Genomic DNA, 17640 nt, shown 5'->3' on the forward strand with positions numbered 1-17640 from the left:
ACTGTCGCCCCGCATTCCCCCGACCGGGTTCTCCGGCCGGGGGTCGTTCGTCAGCGGAAGGGGAGCGGCTACTCGTGGGGTCCCATCGCCGTCCCGCACAGTCCGGCCTCGACCGGAGTGCGCGCGGCTCCACTGTCAGCCTCCTGTCGGCCGTGTCCGCCGTGGCGGCCACCGCCGCCGGGCTCACCGCCGCCCCCGCGGGCGCCGCGCCACAGGACCGCCCGTCCGGCACCCGGGCCGAGGTCGACCGCCTCTTCGAGCAGGCCGAGCAGGCCACCGAGGCGTTCAACAAGGCCGACGAGCGCGCCCACAAGCTCCGCGACGAACTGGCGGACCTTCAAGGCAGCGTCGCCCGCGGGCAGGAGCGCATCAACACCATGCGCGGCGCACTCGGTTCGCTCGCCGGCGCCCAGTACCGCTCGGGCGGCATCGACCCCGCTCTCGCCCTGCTCCTGTCGTCGGACCCCGACGGCTATCTCGACAAGGCGTCCGTCCTCAACCGCATCACCGCCCGCCAGGCCGGCGAACTCACCGAACTGCAGCGGGCGCAGCGCGATCTGTCCCAGCAACGCGCCGAGGCCACCCTCAAACTCGTCGACCTGGAGCGCTCCCGCAAGGCCGTCGCCCGGCACAAGCGGACCGTCGAGGACAAGCTCGCGAAGGCCCGCCTTCTGCTCAACTCCCTGCCCGCCTCGCAGCGTGAGGCCTACGAGCGCGCCTCGCGCGGTGGCCTGCGCGACGGAATTCCCGACCTGTCGGGCGCGGGCGTGCCGTCGTCCGGCCGGGCCGCCGCGGCGGTCGCCGCCGCCATGTCCGCGGTCGGCAAGCCGTACGTGTGGGGTGCCAACGGGCCCTCCGGATTCGACTGTTCGGGCCTCATGCAGTGGTCGTACGCGCAGGCGGGCGTGGGTCTGCCGCGCACCTCTCAGGCCCAGCGGTACGCGGGGCGACAGGTGCCGCTGTCCGAGGCGCGGCCCGGCGATCTCGTCGCCTACCGCTCGGACGCCAGCCACATCGGGATGTACGTGGGCAACGGCCAGGTCATCCACGCCCCCTATCCCGGCGCGCCCGTGCGCTACGACCCGGTGGGCATGATGCCCGTGTCGTCCGTGACACGGGTCTGAGCGGTCGACGCAGGCGGGGCCCGGCGCGGCAGGCGCCGTACGATCGGGAGGATGGCTGGTCGTGGGCGTGGTGCGGGTGGAGCGGGGGCGTGCGTCGCCGTGCTGTCCGTGGCCGCCCTGCTCGCCGGGCTCGTCGGCTGCGGCGGAGGAGCGCCGCAGGACACCGCGCGGGGCGATGTGCAGCACACGCTCGACCGCAGGGCCGACGCCGTCCTCGCCCGGGATCCGGCCGCGTACCGGGCCACCGGGAGCGCGGACGCCGCGCTCCCGACGAACCTCACCGACGTCCCGCTGACCTCCTGGACGTACCGGCTCACGCGCCTGGAGCGCTCCGGCAGCCACGCCACGGCCGGCGCGGAACTGCGCTACCGGATCAAGGGCTACGACAGCGCCCCCGTCGTCTCCGGGCGCTCCCTCGGGCTCGAACTGCGCGAGGGCCGCTGGTACGTGACCTCCGACCGGCCCGCCCCGAACACCGGCGAGCAGCTCTGGGAACAGGGCAGGGTCGTCGTCGAGCGGGGCGCGCACAGTCTCGTTCTCGGCGTCGGCAGGTCCCACGGCGCGCTGAGCGACTACGCGGACCTCGCCGACGAGGCCGTGCCCGCCGTGAGCGACGCCTGGGGGACCGGCTGGGCCCAGCGGGTCGTGGTCCTCGTCCCGAAGTCCCTCGACGGCATGGGGGCGCTGCTCGGGGCCCCCGCCGCCGGGTACCGGGGGATCGCCGCGGTGACGACCGGCGAGGCTGGGGCGCCGGGGCGGACGCCGGCCGACCGCATCATCGTGAACCCGGACGCGTACGGCGTGCTCGGCTCCTTCGGCAAGCAGGTCGTCCTCACGCACGAGACGACCCACGTCGCCACCCGCGCGGCGACGTCGGGCGCGACTCCGCTGTGGCTGTCCGAGGGGTACGCGGACTGGGTCGGCTACCGCGGTACCGGCCGCTCCGCGGGGCAGGCCGCGCCGGAGCTTGAGCGCGCGGTGCGGCTCGGCCGGCTGCCGGCCGCGCTCCCCACCGACCCGGACTTCGGGTTCTCCGGCGACGCTGGGCGGCTCGCGCAGGCGTACGAGGGCGGGTGGCTGGCCTGCCGGATGATCGCAGACCGCTGGGGTGAGGCGAAGCTGAACGACTTCTACCGCGCCGTGGGGAAGCACAAGCGGCGGACCGGGGCGGTCGAGGAGGCGATGACGAGCGTGCTCGGGACGACGGAGGAGAACTTCACGGCGGACTGGCGGGATTATCTGCGGGCCCGGCTCGGCTGACCGGCCGGCGGGGTCATGACGTGAGCAGGGTCTCGTCGCGGGCCGCCCGGGGAGGCGGCGCCTGTTCGCGCGTCCGCGGCTCCGTGACCGTCTGCCGCCACAGGCGCCGGGCGGCGGTGAGGGAGGCGGCGACCAGCAGGCCGTTGCGTACGAGGATCAGGGCGAGGCCGAGTCCGTCGCCGTACACGACGTGTCCGAAGCCGAGCGGGAACTCCAGGAACGTCACGAGGGACGCCGCCACGACCAGGCAGGCCGGCGGGGTCATCCGGCTCGCGGAGAACATGGTCGACACCGCGGCCAGACCGGTCAGCCACAGCATGTACTGGGGGCTGATCACCCGGCTCGTCGTCGTGAACAGCAGCACCGCGACGAACGCCGCGTCCGCGAGCGTTCCCGGCGCCCAGGCCCGCGCCCTCAGCCGCCACATCAGGAGCCAGGCGAACGCGAGCATCGTCAGCACCTGCGCGACCACGCTCACGACGTTCACGTAGGGGCCGAGGAACTCCATCGAGCCGTAGTTCAGCCCGACGGAGCCCGGCCAGCCGAACTGCCGCGCCACGTGGAACACCAGCGCGCCGAGCGACTCGACCTCCGTGCCGCGGTCGCGCTGGGAGGTGAGGAAATCGAGCGCGCCGGGCATCGCCGCCGCGAAGGCGACGACCAGGGCGCCGGACGTGAGGGCCGCGCTGCCCCAGGAAACCCGCGTGACGCGGCCGCGGCGGGTCCCGAGCAGCAGGAGCAGGGGCCACACCTTCAGCAGCGCGCCGAGCCCCGTGAGCGCCCCCATGACGCGTGGATGCCGGGCCCCGGCCAGCAGCGCGGCCACCGCGACCGCCGTGACCATGACGTCGTAACGGGCGTACGCGGTCGGACCGAGCAGCGGCACGCCCGCGACCCACACCCACGCCCCGCGCCACGACCTGCCGGGCCGCCCGCCCGCGTACACGAGGAGTCCGAAGGTGAGCGCGTCGGCGAGGAGGGCGAGCACGAAGAACGCGGTGGCGTAGGACAGGAAGGGCAGGAGGGTGGGGGAGAGGATCGCGCCCGCGGCGGCCGGCGGGTACTGCCAGGTGACGTCGTCCAGCGGGAACGTGCCCGTGCGCAGGACCCCGTACCAGTTGCGGTAGATGACGGAGACGTCGCTCGTCACGTCGGGACCCGGGACCGTGATCACCTTCAGGACGCACAGGAGGAGCAGCGCCCTGGTCGCGGCCCACACCAGCACCGCGGGGACCGGGATTCTCGGCATCATTCGGGCCATGATGCCGGGCAGAACTGTGCAGGGGCCGTGAAGCACGGCCCACCGGTGCGTTAGGTACTGTCGGCGGCGATGCACAAGACCCTGATCGTGACCAACGACTTCCCGCCCCGGCCCGGTGGCATCCAGGCATTCCTGCACAACATGGCGCTCCGCCTGGACCCCGAGCAGGTCGTCGTCTACGCCTCCACCTGGAAGCGCACCCGGGAGGGCGTCGAGGCGACCGCCGCCTTCGACGCCGAACAGCCCTTCACCGTCGTGCGCGACCGTACGACGATGCTGCTGCCGACGCCCCGCGTCACCCGGCGCGCGGTGGGCCTGCTCAAGGAGCACGGCTGTTCGTCGGTGTGGTTCGGCGCGGCCGCCCCGCTCGGCCTGATGGCTCCGGCGCTGCGCAAGGCCGGCGCCCGGCGCCTGGTGGCCACCACGCACGGGCACGAGGCCGGCTGGGCGCAACTGCCCGCGTCGCGCCAACTGCTGCGCCGCATCGGCGAGTCGACGGACACGATCACGTATCTCGGCGAGTACACGCGGTCGCGGATCGCCGCCGCGCTGACGCCCGCCGCGGCGGGCCGGATGGTGCAGCTGCCGCCGGGTGTGGACGAGAAGACGTTCCACCCCGGCTCCGGCGGCGACCTGGTGCGCGAGCGGCTCGGACTGACCGACCGGCCCGTCGTCGTGTGCGTCTCGCGGCTCGTGCCGCGCAAGGGTCAGGACACCCTGATCCTCGCGATGCCGCGGATCCTGGCGGCCGTCCCCGACGCGGTGCTGCTCGTCGTGGGCGGCGGTCCGTACGAGAAGGAGCTGCGAGGGCTCGCCGCGGAGACGGGCGTCACCGACTCGGTGCGCTTCACGGGGGCCGTGCCGTGGTCGGAGCTGCCCGCGCACTACGGGGCGGGCGACGTGTTCGCCATGCCGTGCCGGACCCGACGCGGGGGCCTCGACGTCGAGGGTCTCGGCATCGTCTACCTGGAGGCGTCGGCGACGGGCCTGCCGGTCGTCGCGGGCGACTCCGGCGGCGCGCCGGACGCGGTGCTCGACGGGGAGACGGGCTGGGTCGTGAGGGGCGGCGACGCGGAGGACTCCGCGGACCGCATCATCACGCTCCTCGGCGACGGGGAGTTGCGGCGTCGCATGGGGGAGCGGGGGCGCGAGTGGGTCGAGGAGCGCTGGCGGTGGGATCTGCTGGCTGAGCGGCTGCGTGGGCTGTTGTAACGCCGAACGCCGGACGGGCTGGATGATCCATCCAGCCCGTCCGGCGTTCGAGGACAAGGGACGCGGAGGCGGAGCCCCCGCAGGGGCCTCAGCCCCGGTAGATCGCTTCGATCTCGTCGGCGTAGTCCTTCGCCACCACGTTCCGCTTCAGCTTCAGGGACGGCGTCAGGTGACCCGACTCCTCCGTGAACTGGGTCGGCAGGATGCGGAACTTGCGCACCGACTCCGCCTTGGAGACCGCCGCGTTGCCGTCGTCCACGGCCGTCTGGATCGCCGCGAGGAGATCCGCGTCGTCCCGGAGGGACACCGCGGTCGAGCCGGCCGGCTTGCCGTGTTCGGCGGCCCAGCGGCCGAGGAACTCGTCGTCGACCGTGACGAGTGCGCCGACGAAGGGGCGCCCGTCGCCGACGACCATGCACTCGGCGACCAGGGCGTGCGCACGGATGCGGTCCTCGATGACGGCCGGGGCGACGTTCTTGCCGCCCGCCGTCACGATGATCTCCTTCTTGCGGCCGGTGATCCGGAGGTAGCCGTCCTCGTCGAGCGTGCCGATGTCGCCGGTGTGGAACCAGCCGTCGGCCAGCGCCTCCCCGGTCGCGGCCTCGTTGTTCCAGTAGCCCGAGAACAGGTGCTCGCCGTGCAGCAGGACCTCGCCGTCGTCGGCGATCCGGACGACGGAACCCGGCAGCGGCTGGCCGACCGTGCCGATCTTCTGCCGGTCCCACGGGTTGAAGGCGGTGGCGGCGCAGGACTCGGTCAGGCCGTAGCCCTCGAGGACCGTGAAGCCGATGCCGCGGAAGAAGTGGCCGAGGCGCTCGCCGAGCGGGGCGCCGCCGGAGATCGCGTACTCGCCGCGGCCGCCGAGGACGGCGCGCAGCTTGGAGTAGACGAGCTTGTCGAACGTCTTGTACTTCAGCTTCAGACCGATGGACGGGCCCTTGGGGGTGTCCAGGGCGCGGCTGTACTCGATGGCCGTGTCGGCCGCCTTGTCGAAGATCTTGCCCTTGCCGTCGGCCTGCGCCTTGGCGCGCGCCGAGTTGTAGACCTTCTCGAAGACGCGCGGCACACCCAGGATCAACGTCGGCCGGAACGCGGCCAGTTCATCGGTGAGGTGCTTGATGTCGGGGGCGTGGCCCAGCTTGATCGGGGCCATCAGCGAGGCGACCTCGACCAGGCGGCCGAAGACGTGCGCGACGGGCAGGAAGAGCAGCACCGAGCACTCGCCCGTACGGAAGAGGGGCTTGAGGCGCTCGACCACGTTCCCGCACTCGGCGAAGAAGCTGCGGTGCGTGAGGACACAGCCCTTGGGGCGGCCCGTGGTGCCCGAGGTGTAGACGATCGTCGCCGGGTCGTCGGCCTTCGCGACCGCGCTGCGCTCGTCGACGGTCACGTCGGAGACGTCGGCACCCGCACGGTCCAGCTCCTGGACACCGCCGGCGTCGATCTGCCAGACGTGGGTGAGGCCGGGGAGCCCGTCGCGCACGGACTCGACGGTGGCCTCGTGCGCGGCGCTCTCGACCACGCAGGCCACGGCGCCGGAGTCGCCGAGGATCCACTGGATCTGCTCGGCGGAGCTGGTCTCGTACACGGGGACGGTGATCGCGCCGGCGCTCCAGATCGCGAAGTCGAGGAGCGTCCACTCGTAACGGGTACGGGACATCAGGCCGACCCGGTCGCCCGGCTGCACGCCGGAGGCGATCAGGCCCTTGGCGGCGGACCGCACCTCCGCGAGGAAGGTGGTGGCCGTGACGTCCTGCCAGGTGCCGTTCACCTTGCGGGCGATGACGGCGACGTCGGGGTGCTGCGCGGCGTTTCTGCGGACGATGTCGGTCAGATTGCCGTCCGCGGGGACCTCGTACAGGGCCGGAAGGCTGAACTCGCGCAAGACTGCTGCTCCTCATAGGGCACCGGCGCCACGGCATTGTGTGAGTCGACGATGCGGTCCAAGATCGGGCAGGTGCTCAGCTGCTGAAGCAGTGGTAGCCCCAGTGGTTGAAATGCTGAGCACTACTGGACTGCCCGGACGTTACCCACCGGTACTGCTGTTCCGGTAGGGGGTCCAGGCCAGATGTTCGCTGCGTCACACGCCGTGTAACTGCTCCGCCGACCCTAGTCCACCGAATCGGCGAATAGGAAGTAACCGCAGGTCCGGCCCCCTCTACCCACGATTCCCACACAGTTCTAGGGTGATCGCATGCGCGTACATGTGGTCAGCGATGTGCACGGAAACTCCACAGACCTCGCCCGGGCGGGGGACGGGGCGGACGCCCTCGTCTGCCTCGGTGACCTGGTGCTCTTCCTCGACTACGCCGATCATTCGCGTGGCATCTTCCCGGACCTGTTCGGTGTGGAGAACGCGCACCGCATCGTCGAGCTGCGTACCGCCCGCCGCTTCGAGGAGGCACGTACGTTCGGCGCCGGGCTGTGGGCCGGGATCGATCGCGGGACGGCCATCGAGACGGCGGTGCGCAAGCAGTACGCCGAGCTCTTCGCGGCGTTCCCCACACCGACGTACGCCACCTACGGCAACGTCGACATCCCGCACCTGTGGTCCGAGTACGCCGGACCCGGCACCACCGTCCTCGACGGCGAGCGCGTCGAGATCGGCGGCCTCGTCTTCGGCTTCGTCGGCGGCGGACTGCGCAGCGCCATGCGCACCCCGTACGAGATCAGCGACGAGGAGTACGCCGCCAAGATCGAGGCCGTCGGGGAGGTCGACGTGCTGTGCACCCACATCCCGCCGGACGTCCCCGAACTCGTCTACGACACCGTCGCGCGCCGCTTCGAGCGCGGCAGCCGCGCCCTCCTGGAGGCGATCCGGCGTACCCGTCCCCGGTACTCCCTGTTCGGCCACGTCCACCAGCCGCTCGCCCGGCGCATGCGGATCGGGGCGACGGAGTGCGTCAATGTCGGCCACTTCGCGGGTTCGGGCAGGCCCTGGGCCCTGGAGTGGTGACAGCGCCGCCGCCGGTGCGCGGTAGCCTTCACGCGATACACACCACCCCTCAGCGGACCGCATCTGGAGGAGCCACCGCGATGGCGGAACACACCAGCTCGAGCATCACGATCGAGGCGGCACCGGCCGATGTCATGGGGGTGATCGCCGACTTCGCCCGCTACCCCGACTGGACGGGAGAGGTGAAGGAGGCCGAGGTCCTCGCCACGGACGGCGCGGGCCGCGCCGAGCAGGTGCGACTCGTCATGGACGCCGGAGCGATCAAGGACGACCAGACTCTGGCCTACACCTGGACCGGGGACAACGAGGTCTCCTGGACCCTGGTCAAGTCCCAGATGCTGCGCTCCCTCGACGGCACGTACCTCCTCAAGTCGTCCGGCACGGGCACCGAGGTCACCTACCGCCTCACGGTCGACGTCAAGATCCCCATGCTCGGCATGATCAAGCGCAAGGCCGAGAAGGTCATCATCGACCGCGCCCTCGCCGGCCTGAAGAAGCGCGTGGAGACGAAGTAGCCTCCGGCGGCCCCGTCGGGCGGCCCGCTGTCTCCGTCCGGCGGCCTGCCGGGGGTCACCTGCGCCCCAGGTAGCCTCACACCCCATGCGCACCGTTCTGGTAACCGGCCCCGGCGGCTCCGGCCGGACCACCGCCGCCGCGGCCACGGCCCTCACCGCCGCCCGCCGCGGAGCCCGCACCCTCGTGCTCTCGGCGGACCCCACGGACACCCTCGGCGCCGCCCTCGCCACCCCTACGGGCGCGGCGCCGACGTCCGTCGAACCCGGTCTCACCGCGATACGTCTCGCCCCGGCGGACCGCTTCCGCGAGGACCTCACCGGCCTCCAGGAAAAGGCCGCGTCCGCCCTCGACCTCCTGGGCGCCACCCGCCTCGACGCCGAGGAACTCACCCCGCTGCCCGGCAGCCACGAGCTCGCCCTGCTCCGCGCCCTGCGCGACAGCGCCCACGGTCCCCACGACCTCGTCGTCGTCGACCTTCCCCCGGCGCCGCAGGCCCTCGCCCTGCTCGCCCTGCCGGAACAGCTGCGCCGCTACCTGCGCCGCCTCCTCCCCCCGGAACGCCAGGCCGCCCGCGCCCTGCGCCCCCTCCTCGGCCGCCTCGCCGGCGTTCCCATGCCCGCGGAGTGGCTGTACGAGACGGCGGACCGCTGGGACGCCGAACTCGCCGCCGCCCAGGCCGTCATCGAGGACCCGCACACGACCGTGCGCCTCGTCGCCGAACCCACGCCCGCCGCGGCCGACGCCCTGCTCACCACGACCACCGCCCTCGCCCTGCACGGCCTGCGCGCCGACGGGCTGCTCGCCTCACGTGTGCTCCCCGACGGCTCCACCGACCCCTGGCTCACCGACGCCGCCGCCCGCCAGCGCAAGGTCGTCGCCGTCTGGCAGGGCACGTACGACGTGCATGAGCTGCCCCACCTGGGCCGTGACCCGCGCGGCGCCGACGACCTGGCCGCGCTCGGCGCACCGCCGGTCCCGACCGCGCCGGCCGCGACCGCCTGGCCCGTCGAGGACCGCATCGCCGACGAGGGCGTCCTCGTGTGGCACCTGCCGCTGCCCGGCACCGTCCGCGAGGACCTCGGACTGGTGCGGCGCGGCGACGAACTCGTCGTCACCGCCGGACCGCTCCGCCGCATCGTCTCCCTGCCGTCGGCGCTGCGCCGCTGCACCGTCGCCGGCGCCGGCCTGCGCGACGGCGTCCTGCGCATCAGGTTCACCCCCGACCCCGGCCTGTGGCCGCGGGGACGGTGAACGGACTACCGCCGTTCGGGTAACGTCGAAGCTACGCACCCCTCCTGGTACGCACCCACCCATATACGTTCTCGCAGGAGTCAGCCGCCATGAGCGACGCCACCGAGCAGCCCGCACCCGAGGCCGACGCCGACGCCTGGGAGAAGGCGTGCGCCGAGGACCTCGCGGAGGAGAAGGCCCGCCGCCGGGCCGAGCACGGGCCCCCGCCCGGCTCGGCCGCCGAGGAGCTGCGCAAGCTCGTCGACGCCGTCGCCGAGAAGCTGTCGGGGCTCCAGACGCCCCTTCTCGGCGCGGTCGCGCAGGGCACCGCGCAGCAGGTCGTCAGCCAGGTCGTCAAGCAGGCGAAGGCGGCCGTCGAGCCGGTCGTCGAGCGCAACCCCGAGGTCTTCGACCACCTCGCGGCCGCGGGCAACGAGCTGCTCGCCGCCTACCGCTCCGCCGTCGAGCGCCAGGAGCAGCGCTGGACCCAGCGCTCGTCGGGCGCCCAGGCCGGACAGGCCGCCGCGGACGGCACGGACCCCCGTGACGAGGGCCCCGAGGGGCCTTCAAAAGGTGAACACATCGACCTCGACTGAGAGCCGCTCGGGTACGGTGGGCCGTAGCGGGGCTCGACCGAACTGAGGGATTCATGGGACTCACCATCGGCGTCGACATCGGCGGCACAAAGATCGCGGCCGGCGTGGTCGACGAGGAAGGCAACATCCTCTCGACGTTCAAGGTGCCGACTCCCAGCACGTCCGAGGCCATCGTTGACGCGATCGCCTCGGCCGTCGAGGGCGCACGGGCAGGACACGAGATCGTCGGCGTGGGCATCGGCGCCGCCGGATACGTCAACCGCCAGCGCTCCACGGTCTACTTCGCGCCCAATATCGACTGGCGCCAGGAACCGCTGAAGGAAGAGGTCGAGAAGCGGGTCGGCCTGCCGGTCGTCGTCGAGAACGACGCGAACGCGGCCGCCTGGGGCGAATACAAGTTCGGCGCGGGCAAGGGCCACCGGAACGTCATCTGCATCACGCTCGGCACCGGCCTCGGCGGCGGCATCATCATCGGCAACAAGCTGCGCCGCGGCCACTTCGGCGTGGCCGCCGAGTTCGGCCACATCCGGATGGTCCCGGACGGCCTGCTGTGCGGCTGCGGCAGCCAGGGCTGCTGGGAGCAGTACGCCTCCGGCCGCGCGCTCGTCCGTTACGCCAAGCAGCGCGCCAACGCGACCCCGGAGAACGCGGAGTTCCTGCTCTCCCTGGGCGACGGCACCCCGGACGGCATCGAGGGCAAGCACATCTCCATGGCCGCCCGCCAGGGTGACGCCGTGGCTGTCGACTCGTACCGCGAGCTGGCCCGCTGGGCCGGCGCGGGCCTCGCCGACCTGGCCTCGCTGTTCGACCCGTCCGCGTTCATCGTCGGCGGCGGACTCTCGGACGAGGGCGAGCTCGTCCTCGACCCGATCCGCAAGTCCTACAAGCGCTGGCTGGTCGGCGGCAACTGGCGCCCCGTGGCGGACGTCATCGCGGCCCAGCTCGGCAACAAGGCGGGCATGGTCGGGGCGGCGGACCTGGCGCGGGAGCCCGACCCGGTCATGTGACACCGGCTGCTTCAGCCACCGAACGCCCGTCGTTTCCCCGGAGAAACGGCGGGCGTTCGTCGTATCTTGATCGTCATGGTCACCGGATCACTCCCCAACTCCCGCACCGAACCCGACGGTTCGGCCGTCGTCCGGGTGCTCAGCTACAACATCCGCTCGATGCGTGACGACACCTCCGCGCTCGCCCGCGTCATCGCGGCCTGTGCCCCCGACCTGGTCCTGATCCAGGAGGCGCCCCGCTTCTTCCGCTGGCGCAAGAAGCTCGCCCGGCTCGCGGCCGCCTCGGACCTGGTGATCCTCTCGGGCGGCGCGAGCGCGGCCGGCCCGGCGCTGCTCTGCTCCCTGCGCGCCACCGTCGAACGCACCGAGGACGTCCTGCTCCCCCTCACCCCCGGACTGCACCGGCGCGGCTTCGCGACCGCCGTCGTCCGCTTCGGAGGCGCCAGGATCGGCGTACTGAGCTGCCATCTGAGCCTGCAGAAGGACGAGCGGTACGCGCAGGGCGGGATGCTCCTCGACCGGCTCGCCTCGCTCGGCGTCGAGCACGCCGTCGCGGGCGGTGACCTCAACGAACGCCCCGGCGGCCGCACGTTCCGGCGCCTCGCCGAGGCTCTCCAGGACGCCTGGGCCACGAAGCCGTGGCTCGGCGAGTACACCTCGACACCGGCCGACCCGCATCAGCGCATCGACGCGATCCTCGCGACACCGGGCGTCGAGGTCCTCGGCTGCGGGGTCCCGGTGGGCATGCCGGGGGTGAGCGAGGACGACCTGAGGGCGGCCACGGACCATCTGCCGGTCCTGGCCGCCCTCAGGGTTCCCGCCGCCCTGGACTGACGCGGGTCAGACGACCGCGCCGCGCCCCGGATCGTCGTCGTCATCGTCGCCCTGCATGCGCATCACGAGCGTGCCGAAGCCGCCGAGGAAGCCACCGACGCAGACGGTCGTGAGCCACCACGTCATCTGCCAGCCGAGCAGCACGGCCAGCAGCATCAGGACCGGGCCGCCGATCACGGCGAGCCAGGCGAACTTGGCGGTGACGTCTGCTTCGGGCAGCGGCGGGGGCTCCGGGGGCACGAAGTGGTCCTCGTCGTCGGCGTCGCTGTCCGACGGATCGGACGGCGAGTAGTCGCGGGGGCCGCCGACGCCGGGTGCGAAGGAGATCGAGGAGCCGAGCGGCGCCGCGGGCTTGTCGGTCTTGCCGGCGCCCGGTTCCGAGCTGTTCGTCCCCGAACCGTTCGTCTCGGAGCCGTCCGTATCCAGGTCGGGCAGGGCCAGGTCCTCGATCGACCTGAACGGCCTGGCGCCCGGCGGGTCCGCCGGCTCCTGGCCGTACCCGGCGACGATGGCGGCCCAGGCGGCGTCCTCGTCCACGGGCTCGCCGCCGTCCCCGGCGGCTGCGTCTGCGCCGGGCTGCTGGTCCTTGCCGAGCTGCGCCGGACCGGGCAGCGCCGTGCCCGACGCCGCCGGCTCGGCGGACGCGTCCTCCGGCTCGCGGCTCTCGTCGCCGGAGGGCTCACGTCGGTCCTGCTCAGCCACCGGTGGCCGTCCCTTCCTTACCGATACTGGGGGCGAGCCGGCCGATGAACGCATAGCTCTCGTCGAAGATCCGGCCCGCGTCATGGTCCAACGTCGCGACGTGGTAGCTCTGTTCCAGCAGGATCTCCTCGACGTCCGTGGACGAGATCCTGCTGAGGACGCGGGCCGAGTCGACGGGCGGCACCACATGGTCCTGGGTGCTGTGCAGGACCACCAACGGCTGTGTCACCTGCGGCAGTTCACGGTCGACGATGCGGAAGAAGTTCCGCAGGGAGTGCGCGGCGTGCAGCGGCACCCGGTCGTACCCGATCTCCGACGAGCCCTCCTTCGCGATGTCGCTGGCGATCCCCTTCGTCGAGGGCACGAGATGCCGGGCCACCGGGAGGGCGCGCGCGGCGAGGCCGTGCACCTTGTTCCCCGGGTTCACCAGGACCAGGCCCGCCACCTCGTCCCCGTGCTTCGCCGCGAGCCGCAGCGCGAGGGCGGCGCCCATCGACAGGCCGAAGACGAAGACCTGGGAGCACCGGTCCAGCAGCTCGCGCAGGGCGCGGTCCACCTCCGCGTACCAGTCCTGCCAGCCGGTGACCTGCATGTCCTCCCAGCGCGTGCCGTGACCGGGCAGCAGGGGGAGCGAGACCGTGAGCCCGCGCTCGGCGAGGTACTCCGCCCAGGGGCGCAGCGACTGCGGGGAACCGGTGAAACCGTGACAGAGGAGGACGCCGACCTCTCCGCCCTCGTGGCGGTACGGCTCGGCTCCAGGAATGACCGGCACCTTCGGTCTCCTGTTCATGAGAGAGGGGATCGCCCAGGACTGCGGGGCGTACTTCACCGTACGCGACCGTGCTGACACCGACCAGGGTCGTCGGGCCTCGGAGCTGCGGCGCGGGTTAAGGTCTGATCCACAGACGAAGGAAGGCAGTGGGTTGATCTACGGCGCAATGAAGGTGGCCATCGGAGGGCCGCTGAAGCTCGGCTTCAGGCCCTGGGTGGAGGGCCTCGAGAACATTCCCGCCGAGGGTCCCGCCATCCTGGCCAGCAATCACCTGTCCTTCTCGGACTCCTTCTTCCTGCCGGCGGTGCTCGACCGCAAGGTCACCTTCATCGCGAAGGCCGAGTACTTCACGACGCCCGGGTTGAAGGGCAAGCTCACGGCCGCGTTCTTCAAGGGCGTCGGACAGCTCCCCGTGGACCGCTCCGGTTCGCGCGGCGCGGGCGAGGCCGCCATCAAGAGCGGCATAGAGGTCCTGGAGCGCGGCGAGCTCTTCGGCATCTACCCGGAGGGCACGCGCTCGCCCGACGGCCGCCTGTACCGCGGCAAGCCCGGCGGCCTCGCGCGCGTGGCGCTCGCCACCGGCGCGCCCGTCCTCCCGGTCGCGATGATCGACACCGAGAAGATCCAGCCCCCCGGCAAGGTCATGCCCAAGCTGATGCGCCCCGGCATCCGCATCGGCAAGCCCCTCGACTTCGGCCGCTACCAGGGCATGGAGCACGACCGGTTCGTGCTGCGGGCCCTGACCGACGAGGTCATGTACGAAATCATGAAGCTCTCCGGCCAGGAGTACGTCGACATGTACGCGACCGCCGCCAAGCGGCAGATCGCGGACGCGGCGAAGGCCGAGGCCAAGGCGGAGAAGGAAGCCAAGGCGGAGAGGGAGGCCATGGCCGAGAAGGAAGCCAAGGAGAACAAGGGCGGCGGCGTGGAACGGCCGGCCTCCTAGCCGCGTCGTCGTTCGGGGAGCGGACGTTCCGGGAGCCGCAGTTCGGGGGGTGGGTGCGTGGCCAGGCGCGAACGCGTGACGAGGATGTCCGTCGAGCAGCCGCTGTGGCGCGCGCTGACGGCGTACCGGCTGCTGACGATGCTGTACGCGATCGGCCTGTTCGTCACCGCACAGGACAGGTTCGACCGCCCCTGGGTGGCGATCGGCTATTTCGTGGTCCTGGTCGTGTGGACCCTGGCCACGCTGCCGCGTGTCGCGAACGCCGCGAGCTGCACCAAGCGCTTCCTCACCGCCGACCTGATCGTCGCGCTCGCCGGCATCCTGCTCACGCCGGTCGCCGTCGAGCACAGCCGGATCGTGGCCGGCGGCCCGACCCTGCCGTCGATCTGGACGGCCGGCGCGGTCCTCGCGTACGCGGTCAAGGGCGGCTGGCGGTGGGCCGCGTTCGCCTCGCTGCTCGTCGGCGTCGCGAACGTGGTGCAGCGCGGCGCCTTCAGCCGCGACACCCTCCACAACGTCCTGCTCGTGTGCATCGCGTCGATCGCCATCGGCTACGTCGTCGAGGTGGCCCGCGCCTCCGAGCGCACCCTCGCCCGGGCCCTGGAGATCGAGGCGGCCACCCGTGAGCGGGAGCGGCTCGCCCGCGACATCCACGACGGCGTGCTGCAGGTCCTCGCCATGGTGCAGCGCCGCGGCACCGCGCTGGGCGGCGAGGCCGCCGAGCTCGGCAGGATGGCCGGCGAGCAGGAGGTCGCCCTGCGCACCCTGGTCGCCGGCGGTCTCGTGCCCGCCTCGCGTGCCTCCGAGGACGCCTCGCAGGGCGCGCTCGTGCGCGCCGTGGAAGAACCGGACGACCTCCCCGGCACGTCGACGCCCTGCGATCTGAGGTCGCTGCTCGCGCCGCACGCCGGGGCGCGGGTGAGCTTCGCCGAGCCGGGCGCCCCGGTGTTCCTGCCGCCGGTCGCGGCGAAGGAGCTGGCGGCGGCTGTCAGCGCGGCCCTGGACAATGTGCGCAGGCACGCGGGGGCGGACGCCCGGTCCTGGATCCTCGTCGAGGACGAGCCCGACGCCGTGATCGTGACGGTGCGGGACGACGGACCCGGCATCCCGGAAGGACGTCTCGCGCAGGCCGAGGGGGAGGGGCGGCTCGGTGTCTCCCAGTCCATCCGCGGCCGGCTGCGGGACATCGGCGGCACGGCCGAGCTGATCTCGGTGCCGGGACAGGGCACCGAGGTCGAACTGAGAGTTCCGAAGATTTCACGGGGGAAGGCGGGATCGGGAAGATGACCGAGCAGCAGCGGGAGGGCGCCGCCGCAGGCGCGATCAGGGTCATGGTGGTCGACGACCACCCGATGTGGCGCGACGCCGTCGCGAGGGACCTCGCCGAGGCGGGTTTCGACGTGGTGGCCACCGCGGGCGACGGCGAGCAGGCGGTGCGCCGGGCCGGCGCCGCCGCGCCCGACGTCCTCGTACTCGACCTGAACCTGCCGAAGAAGCCCGGTGTGCAGGTCTGCAAGGAGCTCGTCGGCGCCGACCCCGCCCTGCGCGTCCTGGTCCTGTCGGCGAGCGGGGAGCACGCCGACGTCCTGGAGGCGGTGAAGTCCGGCGCCACCGGTTACCTGCTCAAGTCGGCGTCGACCGAGGACCTGACCGACGCGGTGCGCCGTACGGCGGCCGGCGACCCCGTCTTCACCCCGGGGCTCGCGGGCCTCGTCCTCGGCGAGTACCGGCGCCTGGCCTCCGAACCCGCGCCCGCCGCGGGCGCCGGCGAGCCCAAGGCTCCGCAGCTCACCGAGCGCGAGACCGAGGTCCTGCGCCTGGTCGCCAAGGGCCTGAGCTACAAGCAGATCGCCGAGCGGCTCGTCATCTCGCACCGCACCGTGCAGAACCACGTGCAGAACACCCTGGGCAAGCTCCAGCTGCACAACCGCGTGGAGCTCGTCCGGTACGCCATCGAGCGCGGCCTCGACGACGCGTGACCGGCCCCGCGCCGCCTGAACGATCACCACACAAAGGTCAACTCCCACACTCTTCAACGGAATTCACCCTTCGCGTGCTGCCGAAGTGACATGGATCACTATTAGCGTGACCCGTGTCAGCTCACAGTGCTGTGGCGAAGGGACATTTCCATGCGGGTCGGAGTACTGACCGGAGGCGGCGACTGCCCCGGGCTCAACGCCGTCATCCGGGGCATCGTCCGCAAGGGCGTGCAGGAGTACGGCTATGACTTCGTCGGCTTCCGGGACGGCTGGCGCGGGCCGCTCGAAGGCGACACCGTACAGCTCGACATCCCGGCCGTGCGCGGCATCCTGCCCCGTGGCGGCACCATCCTCGGCTCCTCGCGCACCAACCCCCTCAAGGTCGAGAACGGCATCCGCCGCATCAAGGAGACCCTCGCCAAGGAGGAGGTCGGGGCGCTCGTCGCGATCGGCGGCGAGGACACCCTCGGCGTCGCCGCCCGGCTCACCGACGAGTACGGCGTGCCCGTCGTCGGCGTGCCGAAGACCATCGACAACGACCTGTCCGCCACCGACTACACCTTCGGCTTCGACACCGCCGTCGGCATCGCGACCGAGGCCATCGACCGGCTGCACACCACCGCCGAGTCCCATATGCGGGTCCTCGTCTGCGAGGTCATGGGCCGCCACGCGGGCTGGATCGCGCTCCACTCGGGCCTCGCGGGCGGGGCCAACGTCATCCTCATCCCCGAGCAGCGCTTCGACGTCGACCAGGTCTGCGCCTGGGTCACCTCCCGTTTCAAGGCCTCGTACGCCCCGATCGTCGTCATCGCCGAGGGCGCCATGCCCAAGGACGGGCAGATGGTCCTCAAGGACGGGACGCTCGACTCCTTCGGGCACGTCCGGCTCTCCGGAGTCGGCGAATGGCTGGCCAAGGAGGTCGAGCGGCGCACCGGCAAGGAGGCCAGGACCACGGTCCTCGGCCACATCCAGCGCGGCGGCACCCCCAGTGCCTTCGACCGCTGGCTCGCCACCCGCTTCGGGCTGCACGCCATCGAGGCCGTGCGCGACCGTGACTTCGGGAAGATGGTCGCGCTGCGCGGCACGGACATCGTCCGGGTGCCGATCGCCGAGGCGACCGCCCGGCTGAAGACGGTCGATCCCGCGCTGTACGAGGAGGTCGGGGTCTTCTTCGGCTGAGGCGCGAGGCCGGGGCGACGTCGGGGGTGGGGCGAGGCGAGGTCCTCCCACCCCCGGGTGTCACGG

The 17640-nt window shown here is 72.3% G+C and carries 17 protein-coding genes; 13 read left to right on the plus strand and 4 right to left on the minus strand.

What is annotated here, in order from left to right; all coding sequences use genetic code 11:
- Positions 1-74: 74 nt before the first annotated feature.
- A complete protein-coding gene (locus OG758_RS33790) occupies positions 75-1124 on the plus strand; it encodes a C40 family peptidase (protein ID WP_326713386.1) in 1050 nt (349 codons plus the stop codon).
- Between the two features lie 51 nt (positions 1125-1175).
- On the plus strand, positions 1176-2384 hold the full coding sequence (locus tag OG758_RS33795; RefSeq protein WP_326713387.1) for a hypothetical protein: 1209 nt from the start codon (positions 1176-1178) through the stop codon (positions 2382-2384).
- 13 nt (positions 2385-2397) lie between these two features.
- Here OG758_RS33795 and OG758_RS33800 read toward each other — a convergent pair whose 3' ends face one another.
- Positions 2398-3636, minus strand: a complete 1239-nt coding sequence (locus OG758_RS33800; protein WP_326713388.1) for a glycosyltransferase 87 family protein — start codon at positions 3634-3636, stop codon at positions 2398-2400.
- A 78-nt stretch (positions 3637-3714) separates the two neighbouring features.
- On the opposite strand from OG758_RS33800, the gene OG758_RS33805 reads away from it, so the two are divergent.
- Positions 3715-4857 carry a glycosyltransferase family 4 protein gene (locus tag OG758_RS33805; protein ID WP_326713389.1) on the plus strand — a complete coding sequence of 381 codons (1143 nt, stop codon included), beginning with the start codon at positions 3715-3717 and terminating at the stop codon, positions 4855-4857.
- 88 nt (positions 4858-4945) lie between these two features.
- Here the strand turns inward: OG758_RS33805 and OG758_RS33810 are convergent, their stop codons facing one another.
- Positions 4946-6742 carry an AMP-dependent synthetase/ligase gene (locus OG758_RS33810; protein ID WP_326713390.1) on the minus strand — a complete coding sequence of 599 codons (1797 nt, stop codon included), beginning with the start codon at positions 6740-6742 and terminating at the stop codon, positions 4946-4948.
- 309 nt (positions 6743-7051) lie between these two features.
- On the opposite strand from OG758_RS33810, the gene OG758_RS33815 reads away from it, so the two are divergent.
- The 6 genes from OG758_RS33815 (at position 7052) to OG758_RS33840 (ending at position 11996) form a co-directional block, all read left to right on the plus strand.
- Complete coding sequence (locus OG758_RS33815; protein WP_227294271.1) at positions 7052-7813, plus strand: metallophosphoesterase family protein; 762 nt, start codon at positions 7052-7054, stop codon at positions 7811-7813.
- A gap of 80 nt (positions 7814-7893) precedes the next feature.
- A complete protein-coding gene (locus OG758_RS33820) occupies positions 7894-8328 on the plus strand; it encodes an SRPBCC family protein (RefSeq protein WP_266565140.1) in 435 nt (144 codons plus the stop codon).
- 85 nt (positions 8329-8413) lie between these two features.
- Positions 8414-9580: an ArsA family ATPase gene (locus OG758_RS33825; protein WP_326713391.1), complete on the plus strand. Its 1167-nt coding sequence runs from the start codon at positions 8414-8416 to the stop codon at positions 9578-9580.
- Between the two features lie 89 nt (positions 9581-9669).
- Complete coding sequence (locus OG758_RS33830) at positions 9670-10155, plus strand: DUF5304 domain-containing protein (protein WP_326713392.1); 486 nt, start codon at positions 9670-9672, stop codon at positions 10153-10155.
- Positions 10156-10208: 53 nt separating this feature from the next.
- Positions 10209-11162 (plus strand): ROK family glucokinase, encoded by a 954-nt coding sequence (locus tag OG758_RS33835; protein WP_326713393.1) that lies wholly within the window; start codon positions 10209-10211, stop codon positions 11160-11162.
- A gap of 75 nt (positions 11163-11237) precedes the next feature.
- Entirely contained in the window at positions 11238-11996 is a 759-nt protein-coding gene (locus OG758_RS33840) for an endonuclease/exonuclease/phosphatase family protein (protein WP_326713394.1), read from the plus strand.
- A gap of 6 nt (positions 11997-12002) precedes the next feature.
- Here OG758_RS33840 and OG758_RS33845 read toward each other — a convergent pair whose 3' ends face one another.
- Positions 12003-12698: a hypothetical protein gene (locus tag OG758_RS33845; protein WP_382060576.1), complete on the minus strand. Its 696-nt coding sequence runs from the start codon at positions 12696-12698 to the stop codon at positions 12003-12005.
- A complete protein-coding gene (locus OG758_RS33850; protein ID WP_326713395.1) occupies positions 12691-13470 on the minus strand; it encodes an alpha/beta hydrolase in 780 nt (259 codons plus the stop codon). The genes OG758_RS33845 and OG758_RS33850 overlap by 8 nt, the downstream gene beginning before the upstream one ends.
- A 166-nt stretch (positions 13471-13636) precedes the next feature.
- Between OG758_RS33850 and OG758_RS33855 the strand changes: the two genes are divergently transcribed.
- The 4 genes from OG758_RS33855 (at position 13637) to OG758_RS33870 (ending at position 17574) form a co-directional block, all read left to right on the plus strand.
- Entirely contained in the window at positions 13637-14416 is a 780-nt protein-coding gene (locus OG758_RS33855) for a lysophospholipid acyltransferase family protein (RefSeq protein ID WP_326716127.1), read from the plus strand.
- A gap of 57 nt (positions 14417-14473) precedes the next feature.
- Complete coding sequence (gene macS / locus OG758_RS33860) at positions 14474-15703, plus strand: MacS family sensor histidine kinase (protein WP_326713396.1); 1230 nt, start codon at positions 14474-14476, stop codon at positions 15701-15703.
- The gene (locus tag OG758_RS33865) at positions 15700-16395 is read left to right on the plus strand and encodes a response regulator transcription factor (protein ID WP_326713397.1); all 696 of its coding nucleotides are present in this window, start codon (positions 15700-15702) and stop codon (positions 16393-16395) included. Before macS ends, OG758_RS33865 begins: the two co-directional genes overlap by 4 nt.
- Before the next feature lie 150 nt (positions 16396-16545).
- Positions 16546-17574 (plus strand): 6-phosphofructokinase, encoded by a 1029-nt coding sequence (locus OG758_RS33870; RefSeq protein ID WP_326713398.1) that lies wholly within the window; start codon positions 16546-16548, stop codon positions 17572-17574.
- The last annotated feature ends 66 nt before the right edge of the window (positions 17575-17640 follow it).

The sequence above is a fragment of the Streptomyces sp. NBC_01474 genome (genome assembly GCF_035918215.1).
GTDB classification, from domain to species: Bacteria; Actinomycetota; Actinomycetes; order Streptomycetales; family Streptomycetaceae; genus Streptomyces; species Streptomyces aureus.